Raw genomic sequence first — 18,041 nt, 5'->3', positions numbered from 1 at the left:
CGTCAGAGCCGTATCGTCGGAATTGCAGGAGGGGTCATTACCCTCGCTGCAATTTTCTATGTGATTACACTGATCCGTTTTTAAGAACGGGCTTTCAGCCAGCCTGCTGGATGGCTGAAAGGATCCAGTTGCCGCGCCCGTCTGCGCGGACAAACGTCCAGAGTTCCGTAACGGTTACGGGCTCTGTTGAGCTTCCATCAATCACATTGCCAAACGAGTCGGTTGTGACGTCCGTCATGGAATAACGCATGGCAACCGTTGCATAGGTCAGGTTGCGTTCACGCCAGGCTTCAGACAGATCGCCACGCTGGAACTGAACATTGGAAACAATGTTACGTGCGCCACGGCTGGCGAGATCAGAAAGCTGTTCGTTGAAGTATCCAGCCATTTCCGGTGTGGTCATGCTGGAAAGCGCACGTGTGTTCTGTGCACTCCAGGCTGCCTGGATATCAAGAAGGAGGCGCTGGAAGCTGGTATAATCGTCGTTGCTCAACGTGACGGGCGCGCTTCCTCCAGCCGCGCTGAACGGAGCGCTGCCAGACACCCCGTTTGCTGCCGTCTTGCGACGATTAAACAGCCGAAGAACGAACATAATCAGCGCACCAATCACGAACACCTGGAACAAAAATCCAAGGAATGACGTGCCGCCGTTCATGCCACCAAAGAACCCGTGCCCACTCAGCATTCCGAACAGACCAGCGCCCAGTAGCCCCCCTGCAAAACCTGTCATGAACGGATGACGGTTTGGAAAGGACGGGCGATAACCCGGCGTCATGGGTGCCATCGGACGAGGAGCGGTCTGTGCGCCATAGTTGGACTGCGGCGCCATTGTCCGGTCCATTGGGCGTGTCCAGCTCGGCGTGATGGATGTCCGTGGAGGCGCACTCCAGGTGCGTGAACCACGGCTCCCCATAGAGGCACCGCCACCCGGACGGGCATCGGCGGAACCCAGCACGCAAAGTAGCGCACAGGCGACGGAGAAAAGACGAAAATTACGCATCAAAGTCCTGCAATGCTCATGCCATCAATCCGGATGCTCGGCGCATTCACGCTGCTCCGGAAGGAAAGATCGCTGGCTGGAACCATACGGGAGAACATGTCCCGAAGATTTCCGGCAATCGTGAGTTCCGCAACGGGCTCAGCAAGCTCGCCGTTACGGATCATGAAGCCGGAAGCCCCTCGGCTGTAATCACCCGTCAGCATATTGATGGATGACCCCATGAGTTCCGTGACCAGTATTCCTTCCTTTATATCGGAACGCAGATCCCCTGCGGAAAGATCACCTGGTTCAAGATGAAGATTTGTCACACTTGGGCTCGGTGGACCTGAAACGCCTCTGCTTGCGCGCCCGTTGGACCGCAGGTCAAGCTGACGGGCACTTCTGGAATCCAGCAGCCATGTGGTGAGAACGCCGTCTGAAATCAGATCCAGAGCTGTCGCAGGGCAGCCTTCACCGTCGAAGGGGCGCGAGCCTGCACCACGAATACGGCGAGGATCGTCACGGACCGTCAGGCCAGCGGACAGAATACGTTTCCCCATGGCTTCTTTCAGGAATGACGTGCCTCTCGCAACGGATGCGCCATTGATGGCACTTGCGAGATGACCCAACAGGCTGGAGGAAACCCGCGGATCATAAATGATGCTGTATGTGCCAGTCTTTGGGCGAGAGGGGTTCACGCGCGAGACAGCACGTTCTCCTGCCTCACGGCCGATAAGGGCAGGGGCGTCCAGATCTTCCAAATGGACAGTGCCGTGATGAGCATAGTCCCGCTGCATCAGCGCGCCATCACCGGCCAGTACGCTGGCGCTGATGGAGTGCCCTGTACGGCTGTACCGCCCCATGAAGCCCGCAGACGTGCCAAGCGCAATAACTGTGCGGCCATGTCCGGCAGAAGCGCCGTTCGTGTTGGTAACACCAGACACGGCCAAGGCAGCGTCTTCCGCTTCTCGCGCGCGCGCCAAGAGCGCGTCCATGTGCGGTGCTGCCGTGTCTTCCAGATCCAGACCGGACGCATCAAAATGTCCAACCATGCTGTCAGGCGCAAGACCGCCAAAGCGGTCTTCTGGCACGACGAGGGCCATGGCACAGGCCTGTTCTGCCAGGCGATCAAACTCGGCTTCATCCAGAACGCTGGTTGACACTGATGCGGCTTTTTGGCCCCGGAAAACACGGAGACCAAGCGCGACACTTTCTGAGCGCTCTATGCCTTCAGGGACACCTTTCCGAACCATCGCGGATTCGGATTCATTTCTGATGAACACGGCATCGGCGTGATCGGCACCATGTCGTTTGGCAGCGGCGAGGAGGGCTTCAATGGGCGTAGTGGTCATGCAGAAAGCCTCGCAGTGATGTCTTCAATGGCAGGCACATTCTTCACTGGCCCGATAGCCGTGAAAGTTGGAGTGCCTGCAAAGATGGTCTTCGCAACCCGCAGGATGTCAGCTTCCGTTACGGCATCAATTTTGCCGACTGTCTCCGTGACGGGAACAGGGCGGCCATGAACCTGGATCTGGCGTGCCAGCTGTTCGCACCGGCTACCCGTGCTCTCCAGAGACATCAGCAGGGATGATTTGAGCTGCGCCCGGGCACGAGAAAGCTCTTCAGGTGTCAGGCCGTCCTGAAGGCGCTTGAGTTCGTCAATCATGACCGGCACCAGCTCAGCCACTTCGGCTTCGCCCGTTCCCGCATAAAGTCCGAACAGACCACTGTCGCTGAATGGAGAGGCAAACGAATAGACGCTGTAAACCAACCCGCGACGTTCGCGAATTTCCTGAAAGAGCCGCGAAGACATGCCGCCGCCCAACAAGGTGGACAGGATCATGACAGCGTAATGATCGGGGTGGTGATAGCTGACAGACGGGAAGCCCATCACCAGATGGGCCTGATCCAGTTCACGCGTGGTGCGGATGTCACCCCCGGCATAGTCCGCATTGCGGGGCGTTGGGGTCTGATGAGTGGGAAGGTCGGCGAAGTGCTCTTTCACGAGATCCACGACCTGCTGGTGATGCAGGTTGCCGGCCGCGGCGATCGTGATGTTACGCGTGGTGTAATGTTCACGCATGTAGCCCATCAGCGTCTCACGCGTCATGCCGGAAACAAGCTCTTCGGTTCCTAGCGTCGGGCGGCCCATCGGTTGAGCCGGGAAGGCGCATTCCTGGAAGTGATCGAAGATAATGTCATCTGGTGTATCGTTGGCCTGACCGATTTCCTGAAGGATGACACCACGCTCACGCTCGATTTCAGCATCCAGAAACGTGCTGTGCGTAAGAATGTCCCCGATAATGTCTACACCAAGCGTCAGATCCTCCTTGAGGAGCTTGACGTAATACGCAGTGGTTTCCCGCGCAGTGTAAGCATTGATATGACCACCGACATTCTCGATTTCTTCGGCAATACGGGCTGCGGACCGTCTTTCTGTGCCTTTGAAGGCCATGTGCTCGAGAAAGTGGGAGACGCCGTTGTTTTCTGCAGTTTCGTCGCGTGTGCCGATCGAAACATAGGCGCCGAAGGATACGGTCTCAACGCGTTCCATGCGTTCCGTGATGATGGTCAGACCGTTGTCGAGCGTGGTGACTTCAATCGTATCGGGCATGAGTTTCCGTAAAATCATAAAAAGACAGGCTCCCTGAGATGGGGAGCCTGTAGGAAGGAACAAGCCTGTCAGTGGCGGCGGATATGGGTGCGAACCGCATCCTGAATACCGGCGAGCTGACTGCTCATGGTGTCATAGCGCTCTGGGCGCTCGAAAAGATCAGCGAGGTGAGGCGGCAGAGCAGCCTTGATCCCGGTCGCCGCGAAAACAGCATCCGGGAATTTGGCAGGATGTGCAGTGGCTGCAGCGACCATCGGAATGCCCGGCTCCTGAAAGCGCTTGCCAACTGCCAGGCCGATCGCCGTATGGGGATCCGCCAGATAGAGGCTTTCGCTGTAGAAGTGACGCATGGCTTCGCTGGTCTGCTCATCACTGAGCGTCATGCCGTCAAAGACGTCTTTCATGCGCGTCCACGCATCGTGTGGTACGGCCATTCGGCCAGTTTCACGGAACTCTTTCATGATCGCAGCGCAACGCGTCGGGTTGCGGTCCAGAAGTTCGAACAGCAGACGTTCGAAATTGGACGAGACCTGAATGTCCATGGACGGCGAGAGGCTTGGCTCCACCGTACGGACGCTCATATCGTTTTCAATCAGGAAGCGCGTGAGAATGTCATTGCGGTTCGACCCAATGCACAGGCGACGGATGGGGAGGCCCATCTGGCGTGCGGCCCAGGCTGCCAGCACATTGCCGAAATTTCCGGTCGGAACGGAGAAAGACACTTCGCGGTCTGGTGCGCCCAGTGCCAGTGCTGCCCGGACGTAATACGGGATCTGAGCGGCGATACGGGCCCAATTGATGGAGTTGACGGCGGAAAGAGAGACTTCGTCGCGGAACGTCGTGTCTGCGAAGAGAGCCTTTACCATGTCCTGACAGGTATCGAAGTCACCCTCGACGGCAATGTTCAGGATATTGGCGTCCGGAACCGTCGTCATCTGGCGGCGCTGAACTTCTGACGTCCGGCCTTTTGGGTGAAGAATGACGACGGACAGGCGCTCGCGGCCCCGGCAGGCTTCGATGGCAGCCGAGCCGGTGTCACCGGATGTTGCACCGACGATCGTAACTTTCTGGTTCCGCTGGGTCAGGACATGATCGAACAGGCGGCCGAGCATCTGCATCGCCATATCTTTGAAGGCGAGCGTAGGGCCATGGAACAGTTCAAGTGAGAAAAGGTCCTGCTCCACTTCGCAAAGTGGCGCGACGGCGGCGTGATCAAAGCCTGCATAGGCGTCCCGGGCCATGTCGCGAAGAGTATCGCGGTCAATGGCGCCTTCGGAAAACAGGGAAATGACTTCGGCAGTCAGGTCCGCGTAGGAGAGCGTGCGCCATTCACGGAACGTCTGGGCGCTGATTTTTGGCCAGCTCTCCGGCATGTAGAGACCACCGTCTCCAGCAAGGCCGGCAAGGAGGATGTCGGAGAAGTTGGGTGCGTCGGCGGTTAGGTCGCCGCGAGTAGATCGGTAGCGCATGGGAAGTTTATATCACGACCTTCTATGGCAAGGCGATGCGAAGAATGTGCGGTTTTCCATCTTCTGATGTCAGAACGGCAACCTGATGACTGTCAGAAACCGCCAGTGCTCCAGCCTCGAGAAGGCGAGTATCCCGGATGAGGATCAGAGGATTGCGTTCGCTGCCGAACTGAAGGAGAGCGCCATCCGTAAGGTCAGACATGTAGAAGACGTTTTCAGGGCTTAGGGTGATGCCGCCGAGGCTCGGCGTATCGCGCCATTCTACAATGCCATCAAGCTGCTCAACGGGCGTGAAAGCCGGGTCTGTCAGGAGGGAGGCATCAATCCGATACAGGGGGCCGCAGGCGGGCATGTAAAACAGCCATTGCCCCTTGGCGTCGAGCGCTAAAAGCCGAACATTTCCGCCAGTCAGAGGGTGCCCGTCTGGTCCGTTGGTAATTTGTGCGTTGCGCGTGAACGGTCTGCGTCCTGTGACGGAGGGATCATAGGGCAGAAAGCGCTGTGCTTTACCGTCCTTCAGGGAAACGACAACGAGGGCCGGTTTTCCTTCATCCGTCACATAGGCAAAGCTGCCATGGACCTGAAGTGCCGTGAGATTGCTGCCTTTCAGCGTTCCACCGACGAATGGCACCTCTCCAATGAGCTTTCCATCCACAGAGAGATGAACAAGTTTAGCCTGAGGCGATACTGCTAGGCCCCAGTAATCCGATCCTGCCTGCGTCAGAAATGCGAGGGGTGAGATTTGTTCCTGCGCAGCGGTATCAATCGGAAACGGATGAGTGTGATTTTGGGAATCGAGTAAAACAGGGCGACCCTCTTCACTCAAAGCCAGAAAAGTGTCTGCGCCATGTGGAAGCAGGGAGCCAAGCTGAACACGATCAAGCGCAGCATCAGCAACAATCTGTGCTGACTGCGGAGCATCTTTCCAAGGATGGTCTGCATAAGCAGGTGAAGAGAACAGACCAGCAGCGCCCAGAAGGGCGCTCGCGACGGAATATACAAACCGGCTTTTCATAGCTCCAGACATCGGCCCGTCCAGAAAATTTGGCAAGCCTCAAACAGGACTAATAATCCAGCGTGGCTTCTCGCTCCGTTTTTTCTTCTCGGGTTTTCGAAGAAAGAATGCGGGCTGCATGACGTTGCACGGGCGACAGTGCCGGTCGTGGGTTGGACAGCCAGGGGGCGTGTTCATGCTCAACCGGGAAAAGCACGGCTGCATGCATAAGCAACGCCGCATCTACAGTCATACACTCAATGGACCAGCGTTGGTCGGGCATGCGGGCAATGTAATGACCGGATGCCGTTTGTCTGATTTCAATAGGGAACGTGCGGGTGGTCATACCCTGGCGCACAGTTGCATAAACCAGGCCCGGAACGCTGCCTGTCCGTTGTTCAAGATGCATGGTCAGACGCCTCTGGCTAGTCTTGTTACAAGACGTTATGACGCTCAGAGTCTGAAAATTTCGTTAACGCCTCATGGTGTTTCTTTGGGGTGTCTTGCCGAAATCTTCTCGAGGGAATGGATTTTCAGGGCATTTGGCCGCATCACTGACGGATGACAGGTCATTACAAGCCAGATCCGACGCGTTTTGCTTTTGACTGCTTCGCCAGAGGCGACCTCGCGAGCGCCGAAAAATCCTTTCGTGACATCTTGGCTCATGACCCTGCGCAACCTGATGCATGGCACGGCATGGCCTGTCTGGCTCGTGCTCGCGGGCAGAATGCGACAGCTATTGCGATGGCGGGACGGGCTTTGCAGTCTGGTGGCCTTCCAGCATCAAGATCAGCGCGTGTTCATATCACATTGGGGTTGGCACTCGCTGCAGAGGGTCACTTTGAACCCGCACGTGCAGCTCTTTCCGTAGCGCGAACATTGCAGCCTGCTGACCCGCGCGCCCATGCCGCGAGTGCTGAAGTCTTTTTGCTTCTGGGGCAGCGTAAAGCGGCCTGTGAAGCTCTGGAGGAAGCGTGCGCCCTTGCGCGAGACGATGTCGAATATCTTACAAGGCTTGGTGAAATCTATCTGCAGGATGGGCGTCCGGATAAGGCATTTTTCTGTTTTGACAGAGTGACGAAACGTGCGCCGCGCGATGGGCGTGGCTGGGCTAATCTCGGAGCAGCGTTTTTTGAAAGCAGGCTTTTAGAGTCAGCCCTACAGGCTTTGGAAAAGGCATGTGAGTTGGGAGTCCGAACCGGAGCAACCCTGAATAGTCTTGGTTTGGTTCAGATGGCTCTTGGGAATTTTCTAGAAGCACGCCGAGCCTTGGAAGAAGCACTGGGCTTTGCTCCCGAGGATGCCCAAATTGCCAATAACCTTGGAACGATTCTGATGGAAATGGGCGAGGAAGAGACAGCCAAGCGGCTTTTTTCGGTCATCACTGATCGGACGTCTGGTTACGAGCAAGCCCAGGCTCGCTTCAATCACGCGACTATTTTGCTGGGAGAAGGCGAATTTTCGGAAGGCTGGCTGGAATTTGAAAGTCGACATCGCCTTCTAAACACGCCGCAGTCTTCTCCAGCGTGGGACGGCTCCGAGGGTGAATTGCCGATTGCCGTAACGGCAGAGCAGGGTCTGGGAGATAGTATCCAGTTTTTGAGGTTTCTGCCTTTAGCCGCTGCCAGACGACCTCTCCGACTGCATGTCCCAGTGGCTGCGTTAGTAAGCCGGATGCCTACGATGGACCATGCTCGGATTTTGGAACCAGAAGGACCTGTCGCAGGAGAAATCAGTCTCCTGAGCTTACCATTTGTTCTGGGGCTGGTGGGCCAGGGAGGAACAACGCCCTATCTGGAGTCTGCGTCGATCCCGGAGCCGCGGGTTGTTGGACTCTGCTGGGCGGGAAATCTGTCTTACAGGTTTGATCGGCGTCGCTCTCTAAACCTGGAATGGCTGGAGCCGCTGCAACGTGTTGAGGGCGTTCGTTTTGTATCTCTTCAGCAGGGAAGTTGCCCGAAGTGGATGGAAAAGGTCTCTCTCGAAACACCCGAAGAGCTTGCGGACGCTGTAGGGCGGTGCTCGCTTGTTATTAGTGTGGATACTGCGGTGGCACACATGGCCGGTGCCATGGGGCGCCCACTTTGGCTGTTGAATCGGCGGGGTGGTGACTGGCGCTGGAAAACAACTCCCTGGTACCAGAATGTGCGGCAGTTCAGGCCAGAAGGCTTCCTGCCAGAAGCATGGCCACCCGTTGTGGAACAGGTGGCCGAAAACCTCAGGGAGTGGGCGCAGCAACAGCCTTCTTGACGGTTTGTGGCGTCAGGGAAGCAAGGAGTGTTTCACGTATGTGAGCCAAGCGAGTTGGATCTGTGATCTTCATGCCCAGAAGGTCACGAACATAGAAAACGTCCACAGCCCGCATTCCATAGGTGGTAATGTGAGCAGAGGAAATCTGAAGCGACTGCTCGCTCAGCGTCGTTGTGATGTCATGGAGCAGTCCCGATCTGTCACGACCGTTGATCTCGATGACAGTGTGCCGGTCCGAAGCGGTATTATCGATCACTACACGGGGTGGAACGTGAATAGCGCGCATCCGGCGGGAAGCTCCGCGATGACGCGCCTCTGCGATACCCTTCTTCAGGTCGAGGCGACCAGACAGGGCCTGTTCGACCAGATGATTAAGACGCCCAAGCTGGTGAGGATCTTCAAAGGAACATCCATCAGCGTCCTGAACCCAGAAAGTATCCAGAGCCATGCCATCGCTGAGGGTGTGAATGCGCGCATCCACGATGGATGCGCCTGCGACAGCAAGGGCGCCAGCAATCTGTGAGAACAGCCCTGGATGGTCAGCACAGAGCACTGTCAGCTCCGTCACGCCGCGTTCCGGAATTGGATAAGCCTCGACCGTGACCGGTGAGCGATAGCGGTCCGAATCGTGGATCATGCGGGCATGGCGCATGTGTGTGTCGGTATCGAAGCCCAGCCAGTAGCTCGGATAACCGAGGGCGAGGAAATGCTCGATGCTGCTTTCTGGCAGGAGCGGGGTCAGGCCGTCCCGGGCAAGTTCGCGTGCATGGCTGACACGACCATCCTGTTCTGTGGCGGCCAGTCCACCTTCCAGAACTTCTGCAACGCGGGAAAACAGTTCGCGCAGGAGGGTGGCTTTCCAGGCGTTCCAGACTTTGGGGCTGACGGCGCGCATGTCCGCGATGGTCAGCAGGAGAAGCAGGCGCAGACGTTCCGGAGACTGGATGGTGTCCGCGAGATCCAGAATGGTGCGCGGATCGTCGATGTCACGGGTGAAGGCCGTCTGCGAGAGCAGCAGATGATGCAAAACGAGCCACGAAACTGTCTCTGTCTCTTCAGGGTCCAGACCTAGTTGCGGGCAGATGGTAAGGGCCAGATCAGCCCCGAGCTCGGAATGATCGCCGCCACGGCCCTTGGCAATGTCATGGAGAAGGACCGCGACATACAGGGCCCGGCGTGAGCGCAGATCCTTGGCGAGCCCATAAGCCAGCGGGATCTCATCCGCCATATGACCCGCTTCGATCTGGCCCATCATACGGACGGCCTCAATAATGTGCTCATCCACCGTATAGATGTGATAGCTGTCGAACTGCATTTGGCCGACAACGCGTGACCAGTCCGGAAGCAGGCGACCGAGCAGGCCGGTTTCGTTCAGAATGGGAAGCCAGAACGGAACGGTTTTTGTCTCATCTGCACTTGGTTCACAGAGCAGATTAAGAAAAATCTGCGCTGTTTCCGGATCATCCCGCAGTTCAACGGCGTGCCGTTCGTTGCGGATCAGCTGCTGAATGGCAAGTGGGTGCAGTTCCAGATCATGCCGGCGCGCGCAGTCCAGCATTCGGAACATGTCACGCGGGTTCTTCGCAAACGTGACCGGATCAACAGGGCAGAGACGTCCGGCAATACGTTCGAAACCTTCTGGCCCCGGGAGTGCTTCCGGATGAGTGTCGCTTGCCTGATCCTGCAGGCGCATCAGCACGATCGGCTGAAGAACATGCGTCAGGCGCATGACGTCCCGTGCCGTCAGGAAGTAGTGTCGCATGAAGCGTTCGACACCGCGCTGACGTCCGTGCGTGGCATATCCCATCCGGCCACCGATGACGGGCTGGACGTCAAAGGTGAGTCGCTCTTCCGCGCGGCCGGTGATGTAGTGAAGGTGCAGGCGAACCGTCCAGAAAAAATCCCACGCACGCCGGGCGCGGTGGGTTTCACGGTTGGTCAGGAGGCCAAAGGAAATAAAGGACGGTGTCGGGACGGCTTCGGCAGGAGCCGTGCTCTGGTCTGGCGTTGTAATGGCGCAGCCAAGAGCGGCACGGCCCATCCAGTTCAGCGTTTGAAGATCACGGAGGCCGCCGCGGCCTTCCTTGATGTTAGGCTCAACCATGTAGGGGTTGTCGCCAAAACGGCGATGGCGCAGCTCACGTTCTTCAATCTTGCCACGGACGAAATCGCACAGCGTGTCGTTCTGGAGGTCTGCACCGAGGGCAGAGCGGAGATTACGGGCGAGCGTCCGGTCACCATAAAGGGGGCGCAGGTCCAGAAGGGCCGTGCGGATGGTCAGATCTTCGGCCACGTCCTTGATGCAGGCGCTGATGGAGCGCGTCGCGTGACCGACTCGGAGGCCAAGATCCCAGAGGGCATAGAGAATGAACTCAATGCGTGTGGTCAGGGCCGGAGACGCATCTTCCGGAATAAGAAACAGGATATCGATATCGCTGAAGGGGGCGAGAAGGCCCGCTCCATAGCCACCGGTGGCACACAGACAGAGTGGCTCTTCGGAGGACGCCTTGTCCTGCGCGGCAGAAAGATCAGCCAGCGCACAGACAACGCTGTCGGCCTGAGCCGCGAGCGCGCGCGCCGCATCGATCCCGGAGATCAGGCGCTTTTCGAACCTGATGCGGATATCTGCATGGCCATTGCCAAGATGACGACGAAGGATGGAGAGGACGTCATCTCGGGACGTCAGCCCCTGTGCGGCGGCAGTCTGAAGAGCTGTTTGCAGCGACGGGGTCATGGCTTTGCGGTCAGACAGGGTCGTATCCGTATCGTCAGCGAAAGGGGAGGGAAGACTTTCGCCCCAGAAACCAGCACTTTTCAAGTCCTGTCTCCTGTAGCGAGGCGTTTAAGATCATATAGCGCGGCTAGCGCCTCTCGGGGAGAGAGATCATCAGGGTTGATGGTCGCGAGCGCATCGAGGGCCGGAGAGTGCAGAACCTGCGGCTCCGGGGCGTCTTCTGATGCGTCTGCAACGGCTTCGAACAATGGCAGAGAAGAGCGGGCTTCAGCCTGTTCACGTTCGAATGTGCTGAGAAGCCGGGAAGCACGGTTCACCACCGATTGCGGAATCCCGGCCAGTTTGGCCACATGCAGGCCCCAGCTCTTACGGGCTGAGCCAGGGCGGACTTCATGCTGGAAAATGACCTCGCCCCGCCACTCTTTGACGGCCATAGTGTACGGAGCCAGGCGCGGCAGGAACTCGGTCAGAGCGCCCAGCTCATGGAAATGCGTGGCGAAAATCGTGCGTGAGCCAAGCTGGGTGTGAAGCGCCTCAAGCGTAGCCCAGGCAATAGAGAGGCCGTCCAGCGTTGCCGTTCCACGCCCAATCTCGTCGACGACGACAAGAGATTTGGGACCAGCCTGATTAAGAATGGCAGCGGTTTCAGTCATTTCCACCATGAAGGTGGAGCGTCCACGCGCCAGATCGTCTGCACCACCCACACGGGAAAATAGCCGGTCCACAACACCAATACGGGCACTTTTCGCCGGAACCGGCAGCCCGGCCTGCGCCATGATCACGGCAAGAGCAGTCTGGCGGAGGAATGTGGATTTACCCGCCATATTTGGGCCGGTGAGGAGCATGGCGCGGTGTTCTGGGGGAAGGGCGCAGTCATTGGGAATGAAGCGTGCGTCCGCGCTGCCGGTTTCTGTGAGAGCGGCTTCGACAACGGGATGTCGGCAAGCGACAAGCTCGAAATCGGTATCGTCCGTGACAGTTGGACGGCACCACGATCCTCCCTCTGCCAGAATTGCGCAGGATCGTAAGACGTCTGTCAGGGCAAGATATTCTGCGACTTCGTCCAGCGCTGGAGTTTCGAGAATACGGGTGCAGAGCGCTGTGAAAAGGCGGCGCTCCCGCGTGCTCGCTTTGTCTGCTGCTTCGAGGATGGCGCGATCCAGCGCAGCGAGTTCTTCGGTGGAGAAACGTGCAAGGCTGGCTGTGCCTTGTCGGAAAGAAAGTTCAGGTCGTTCTTTCAGCTTCGCCCCGGCTGCAACAGGGACCTCGATGACGTAACCCAGCTGGGCATGATGGCGGATCTTGAGATTGCTGACCCCGTACTCTTCGGAGAGGCGCCCCTGAAGTGCTGCGACAATCCGTCGACTTTCGTCCCGGAGTGTTCGGTATCGATCCAGCTCAGCATCAAATCCGACGGCGATGAAACCACCGTCCTCGATGCGTGCAGGCAATTCTTCCGCAAGCGCGGCTTTCAGCGTGTCCAACAGGGCATCGGCGCGGCCATAAAGGCCAGCCGTCAATGTGCGGATCAGAGACGGTGTGCTCTTGTCACAGGCCGGCTGGAAAAGAGCCGTCAGGTCGTCAGCGGCAATCAGAGTATCGCGAATGGATGCAAGATCGCGCGGTTGGCCACGTCCCGCTGACAGGCGGCCGAGGGCGCGTGCCGGGTCTGGTGTGCGTTTAAGAATATCGCCCAATGCGGCTGTAAAACCCGGAACGGATTGAAGCCACAGCCATGCGTTCTGACGCTCGGTGATGGTGATGGCGTCAGTGAGTGGAGAGGAAATCCACTGAGAGAGCAGGCGGGAGCCTGCTGCTGTGATGGTGCGGGAGATCACACCGAACAGGCTGTATTTCGTCTCCCCATCACGGGTGCGCAGAATATCGAGGCTGGCGCGGGTTGCAGGGTCGATCCCGAGCACGCCGCTGATGCCCTGCGGCATCGGGCGCGAGAGTCTGGGAAGTGCTCCAGCCTGACTGCGCTGCACATAGTGAAGTGCCATGGCGCAGGCGATGGCCTGCTCGTCCGGAAAGTCTCCGAGCGCATCAATCTGTGCCACCCCGTAGGCGCGGGAAATCAGAGTGCGGGCGCTATCCAGAGACGGCGGAACAGCGACTGGTGCAAGCCGGCTGGCGTGGTCTGCCGGGATGAGCTCTGGATCGGAAAGAACTTCCGCAGCGTCCAGGCGGGCCATCAGCTCTGGAAGGGCGACTTCAGGCACGGACGTTGTCTCGAACGCGCCTGTAGAAATATCGATCCAGGCTGCACCAATCATTTTGGAACGGCGGTCTCCGGAGCGGGCAATAGCCAGAAGCAGATTGGCGCGGCCAGCTTCGAGCAGTTCGTCTTCCGTCAGAGTGCCAGGAGTGACGACACGGACGATCGCGCGGGGAAGAGGGCCTTTCTGGCCTTTTTGCGGTGCCTGCGTTTGCTCAGCAACAGCAACGCGAAAGCCTCGGCGAATCAGACGAGACAGATAGGCCGGTGCCGCTGCAACCGGAACGCCGCACATGGGAATCGGCTCGCCGTTGTGATTGCCCCGTGCTGTCAGCGCGATATCGAGTGCCATCGCGGCGGCTTGGGCATCTGCGAAGAATAGCTCGTAGAAATCACCCATTCGGAAAAACAGAAGAGCATCTGGCTCCTGATGCTTGAGCGCGAACCATTGCGCCATGGAAGGCGTGGCATTGGCGGCAGAAGGCAGGGGCATGAACGTGCCGATGGGTCCGGTCTCCGGTGGTGAAATATGAGGAGGGGAAGGGAAACTACCGTGTCCCTGCCGGTGTGTGAACCGGCAGGATCAGTGTCTTAGCGTGTGCGTCTTCTGGCGATGCGCGTTTGCAACGCTGCGAGCACGTCACTGAGTTTCAGAACCTTCAGGGCGTCGAGAGAAATGGCGTAGACCACGCCCCCGAACATGATCAGTGCGCCCAGCATGCTCAGGCGCCAGATTCCGTGCCAGTTCGGCAGGTCGGGAGCGGCGAACTTCTGCGCTGCGGCAACCCAGAGGGCCATCATGAGAGAGGCGCCGATTATGCGGGCTGAGCGGCTTTTGAGTCGTGGGTCAGGCTGGAAGATGCCACGGCGATGCAAAAGCACGGCCAGAATGGCAACGTTCACGACCGCTGCAATCGTGCTGGCCAGTGGAGGGCCCACATGAGCCAGTGGCTTGTAGAGCGCCAGATTGAGCGCCAGATTTAATCCAAGGGTAAAGAAACCAATCCGGACCGGAGTGCTGGTATCCCCTTCCGCGAAAAAGCCGGGCGAAAAGACCTTGATGAGTACAAATGCTGGAAGCCCAAGGGCGTAGGCCCGCAGGGACTGGGCAGACTTCAGTGCATCTGCGACCGTGAAGTGACCGTAGCTGAACAGGCCAGCCATGATCGAGGGAGCCAGTGCAATGAGGCCCATCGTTGCGGGAAGCGTCAAAAGCAGGGCGTAATCGAGGGCCCGGTTCAGGCTGGCATGTACGGAAGCTCGGTCGTTGTTGGCAACGTGTCGCGTTAGAAGCGGCAAGAGGGTTGTACCCGCCGCCGCACCAAGAACGCCAAGAGGAAGCTGGTTGATCCGGTCCGCGAAGTACAGAATCGACGGGGAGCCCACGGGCAGTCTGGTGGCAATGATCGTGTCCACCATCAGGTTCATCTGCGTGACACCCGATCCGACGAGACCCGGCCCCATCCGTCGCATCAGACCACGGATATCTTTTGAAAAGCTGGGGCGGACGAGATGCGGCGCGACACCGGCCCGATGAGCGGCCCAGTACAGAGCACCCAGCTGGACGATGCCCGAAATAACGACGCCCCATGCACTGGTCAGGGCAACACTGTGCCAGACATAGGCCCCCAGAAAGATCGCTGCGATGCCGATGATGTTGAAACTCAGATAGGCGGCGGATGCAGCGCTGAATTTCCCCAGACCATTCAGCACGCCGGAAACCAGAGCCGCCGCACAGATCATGACCATGTAGGGGAAAGTGATCTGTGTCAGCGTCAGGGCCATCTCAAAACGCTCGCCCTGAAAACCGGGGGCAAGAATCGAGATGATGAGGGGCATGCACAGTTCACAGATGATCGTCAGGATCACCAGCCATGCCACCAGAGCGGACAGGGCCTGCCCCGCGAAACGCAGGGCTGCGGTGCGTCCCTCAGTCTCATACTTGGCGGTAAACATCGGCACGAAGGCTGCGTTGAACGCGCCTTCTCCGAACAGTCGCCGGAACATGTTCGGCAGGCGCAGGGACACCAGATAGGCGTCCTGTGCAGGGCCGGCTCCAAGGAAGGCAGCAAGAAGCTGGTCACGAATCAGGCCCAGAACACGCGAAAGCATGGTCCAGCTGCCAACTGTCAGGAAATTGCGAAGCATTTCCTGTCTCTAGCGTATCCCGCTGACGGGTAACATATCCTCCTGAAGCCAGAAGGAACGATTTTTAGCGAAGAACAGTCTCGCGAGCGTAAAGTTTTTCCGAAGGACGCATCATGGAAGGGCGAACGGCAGCCAGACCGATACAAAGCAGAACGATTTCCAGCGTTAGCATGACGCTCGCCCAGAAGATGCCGGGCAGGCCCAGAAAGCTCGTGACGTGATGTGCGACAGAAGGCGTGAAGGCGCCAAGGGCAGCAACGACCAGAAGCGGCAGAATGGGCCGAAGGAGAGACGCTGTCATGAGAAGTCTCCTGTCATATTCCTGTCATGAGGCTCGCGTTTTTTGATACGCTGCGTCAAGGAAAAAGAGGAAACTCTCGATCCCGTCTGCGTGTTATTTTGTATCATGGTCAAAACCGCATTTTCCTCATCTCCATCAGACACCGCAGAACTCTTACGAAGGCTGGAGCGGCTCAAGCGTCTGGCCTGGGTTCTGAACTCGGCTGTCCGAATTCCCGGGCTTCGCATGAGGGCGGGTATTGATACGGTCTTGGGACTCATTCCCGGAGGAGGGCTGGCTCTTGGAACGCTCCTGTCCCTCTATATTGTCTGGGAAGGCCACCGGATGGGTGTGGGAGCAGCAACCGTTCGCAAGATGCTGCTTAATGTGGGCATCGAAGCGGTAGTTGGTGTTGTTCCGCTAATGGGGGACCTGTTCGATACCGTGTTCAAAGCCGACATGCGCAATGTCCGCCTGATTGAAGAGGCGCTGTCCCGGCCGGAAACCGGGGCACCCTATAATTCAGTGATCGAGAAGAATCCGGCGGACGGCCTCTTCTACCCGTCCGGGCGTCGGTTTTGAAAGCGGTGTGAACCATCGCACGAGATGCCCTTCACGGTTCACGAGGTACTTATAAAAATTCCAGCGGGGGCGAGATAAAAATCCGCCCTCTTTACCCAACCATTTGAAGAGCGGGATGGCATCTGGCCCTTTGACATGGGCTCTGGCTGCCATAGGGAATGAGACCCCGTAGTTGCGGTGGCAGAATGTCTTGATCTCTTCTGCTGAGCCCGGTTCCTGCTCTCCAAAATCATTCGAAGGTACGCCGAGAACCGTCATGCCATCCGGGTAATCGCGCCCGTAGAGGGACCACAGATGCTGCAAGCCTTCATACTGGGGGGTAAAGCCGCATTTCGAGGCTGTGTTGACGATCAGGAGTGGCCGACCACGGAACTGGGAAAGATCAATTGTTTCCCCAGACAGCCCGGGCAGGTGGAAATCATAGGCGCAGGTCATGGTTTCTCCCCCTCATTTTCATCTACTGTAATATCATACTGCTAAAGAGGCGAGAGCAGGGCTGGACATGGCGCTGTCATGCAGACAGGTTGTGCAACCGTTCTGTTTTTGAAAGGGAGCTTGCCTTCGTGATCCTGCGCGTCCTGATCGGCATGGCCGGTCTTCTCTGTCTTGGCGCGTTATTTTCCACGAATTGGCGGGCGATCGACTGGAAACTGGTTGCGCGTGCCTTAGCCCTTCAGGTGGCTATTGCAGCCGTAATTCTCTGGATTCCCGCCGGGGCACATGGGCTCCACATGATTTCCGGGGCCGTGACCAAGGTCCTGTCTTACGGGGATCAGGGAAGTGCCTTCCTTTTCGGTGGTCTCGTAGGGCCGAAAATGGACACGGTTTTCGGGGACGGAGGATTTATCTTCGCCCTCAAGGTTCTGCCTGAAATCGTGTATGTCGCAGCGCTTCTGGGGCTGATGCAGCACTGGGGTGTTCTTCAGTTCCTGTCGCGCGTCATCGGTGGCGCTCTCGCGAAAATTCTTGGCACCACGCAGCTGGAATCTTTTTCAGCCGTTCTGACCATTTTCCTTGGCCAGAGTGAAATGCCGATTGCGCTCCAGACCTGTCTGGCCGGTCTCTCTATTGGAGAGCTGGCGACGGTTCTGTGCAGCGGGACGTCATCCATCGCAGGCTCAGTTCTGGCAGGTTATGCGTCGCTAGGGGTTCCGATGGAGAACCTGCTCGCTGCATCTGCAATGGCCATTCCGGGTGGCCTGCTGTTTTCACGTGTTCTGTTCCCCGGCCCGAGGCATGTCAGCACAGAGATTGCTGGGGCGGATCATGGCCATCACAGTATGTTTGAGGCTTTAGCCGAAGGTGCCATGAACGGTGCCAAAATCGCGGTTGCAGTCGGGGCGGTTCTGATTGCCTTTGTCGGCATTATTGCCCTGACAGATGGTCTTCTGGCGATGGTCGGGCTGTCTCTCGCGCAAATCCTCGGTTACGTTTTTGCGCCCTTCGCATGGCTTATGGGCGTGCCGTGGTCTGAGTGTGTGGTGGCGGGTGGATTGCTCGGCCAGAAAATCGCTTTCAACGAGTTTGTCGCCTACGTGAATCTTTCTCCCATGATTCACGCGCATGTCTTGTCGCATCGAACCATCACGATCCTGTCTTTCGCACTGTGTGGATTTGCGAATATTTCCACCATTGGCATTTTGATTGGTGCGTTTGGCAGTGCGGAGCCGCGCAGGCGGACGGACGTATCGAAACTGGCGGTTCGCGCCGTGGTGGCCGGTACGCTTTCCAACGCCATGAGCGCTGTGATCGCCGGGCTGTTCGTCTGAAAAG

General features: G+C 57.9%; 14 protein-coding genes. 3 read left to right on the top strand and 11 right to left on the bottom strand.

The annotated features are described in order from the left end of the window. Positions 1-94 precede the first annotated feature (94 nt). The 6 genes from M2305_RS02370 to M2305_RS02345 form a co-directional block, all read right to left on the bottom strand. The gene (locus M2305_RS02370) at positions 95-1,000 is read right to left on the bottom strand and encodes a Tim44 domain-containing protein (protein WP_211500074.1); all 906 of its coding nucleotides are present in this window, start codon (positions 998-1,000) and stop codon (positions 95-97) included. Then, complete coding sequence (locus M2305_RS02365; protein ID WP_264648463.1) at positions 1,000-2,331, bottom strand: TldD/PmbA family protein; 1,332 nt, start codon at positions 2,329-2,331, stop codon at positions 1,000-1,002. Before M2305_RS02365 ends, M2305_RS02370 begins: the two co-directional genes overlap by 1 nt. Next, entirely contained in the window at positions 2,328-3,593 is a 1,266-nt protein-coding gene (locus tag M2305_RS02360) for a M16 family metallopeptidase (RefSeq protein WP_264648462.1), read from the bottom strand. Before M2305_RS02360 ends, M2305_RS02365 begins: the two co-directional genes overlap by 4 nt. 68 nt (positions 3,594-3,661) lie before the next feature. Beyond that, a complete protein-coding gene (thrC, locus tag M2305_RS02355; RefSeq protein WP_264648461.1) occupies positions 3,662-5,062 on the bottom strand; it encodes a threonine synthase in 1,401 nt (466 codons plus the stop codon). Positions 5,063-5,084: 22 nt separating this feature from the next. Beyond that, entirely contained in the window at positions 5,085-6,089 is a 1,005-nt protein-coding gene (locus tag M2305_RS02350) for a major royal jelly family protein (RefSeq protein ID WP_264648460.1), read from the bottom strand. A gap of 37 nt (positions 6,090-6,126) precedes the next feature. Next, on the bottom strand, positions 6,127-6,465 hold the full coding sequence (locus M2305_RS02345; protein ID WP_233126245.1) for a hypothetical protein: 339 nt from the start codon (positions 6,463-6,465) through the stop codon (positions 6,127-6,129). 152 nt (positions 6,466-6,617) lie between these two features. Between M2305_RS02345 and M2305_RS02340 the strand changes: the two genes are divergently transcribed. Further along, entirely contained in the window at positions 6,618-8,306 is a 1,689-nt protein-coding gene (locus M2305_RS02340; RefSeq protein ID WP_264648459.1) for a tetratricopeptide repeat protein, read from the top strand. Here M2305_RS02340 and M2305_RS02335 read toward each other — a convergent pair. The 4 genes from M2305_RS02335 to M2305_RS02320 all read right to left on the bottom strand — a co-directional run bounded on the left by M2305_RS02335 (position 8,275) and on the right by M2305_RS02320 (position 15,707). Continuing rightward, positions 8,275-11,124, bottom strand: coding sequence for a [protein-PII] uridylyltransferase (locus M2305_RS02335; protein ID WP_264648458.1), 2,850 nt, complete (start codon positions 11,122-11,124; stop codon positions 8,275-8,277). The two genes, M2305_RS02340 and M2305_RS02335, sit on opposite strands and share 32 nt — an antisense overlap. Continuing rightward, the gene (gene mutS / locus M2305_RS02330) at positions 11,121-13,751 is read right to left on the bottom strand and encodes a DNA mismatch repair protein MutS (protein ID WP_264648457.1); all 2,631 of its coding nucleotides are present in this window, start codon (positions 13,749-13,751) and stop codon (positions 11,121-11,123) included. Before mutS ends, M2305_RS02335 begins: the two co-directional genes overlap by 4 nt. Before the next feature lie 98 nt (positions 13,752-13,849). After that, positions 13,850-15,406, bottom strand: a complete 1,557-nt coding sequence (gene murJ, locus M2305_RS02325; RefSeq protein ID WP_264648456.1) for a murein biosynthesis integral membrane protein MurJ — start codon at positions 15,404-15,406, stop codon at positions 13,850-13,852. Positions 15,407-15,470: 64 nt separating this feature from the next. Next, positions 15,471-15,707, bottom strand: a complete 237-nt coding sequence (locus M2305_RS02320) for a hypothetical protein (protein WP_086634545.1) — start codon at positions 15,705-15,707, stop codon at positions 15,471-15,473. A 105-nt stretch (positions 15,708-15,812) separates the two neighbouring features. On the opposite strand from M2305_RS02320, the gene M2305_RS02315 reads away from it, so the two are divergent. Beyond that, positions 15,813-16,268 (top strand): DUF4112 domain-containing protein, encoded by a 456-nt coding sequence (locus M2305_RS02315; protein WP_264648455.1) that lies wholly within the window; start codon positions 15,813-15,815, stop codon positions 16,266-16,268. On the opposite strand, the gene M2305_RS02310 is transcribed toward M2305_RS02315, so the two are convergent. Continuing rightward, entirely contained in the window at positions 16,209-16,703 is a 495-nt protein-coding gene (locus tag M2305_RS02310) for a glutathione peroxidase (RefSeq protein WP_083956279.1), read from the bottom strand. The two genes, M2305_RS02315 and M2305_RS02310, sit on opposite strands and share 60 nt — an antisense overlap. Positions 16,704-16,792: 89 nt before the next feature. Between M2305_RS02310 and M2305_RS02305 the strand changes: the two genes are divergently transcribed. Then, entirely contained in the window at positions 16,793-18,037 is a 1,245-nt protein-coding gene (locus tag M2305_RS02305) for a NupC/NupG family nucleoside CNT transporter (protein ID WP_264648454.1), read from the top strand. Positions 18,038-18,041: the final 4 nt, after the last annotated feature.

The organism is Gluconobacter cerinus (assembly GCF_025961355.1).
Lineage (GTDB): Bacteria > Pseudomonadota > Alphaproteobacteria > Acetobacterales > Acetobacteraceae > Gluconobacter > Gluconobacter cerinus.
This window is presented reverse-complemented; position numbering and strand designations above follow the sequence as displayed.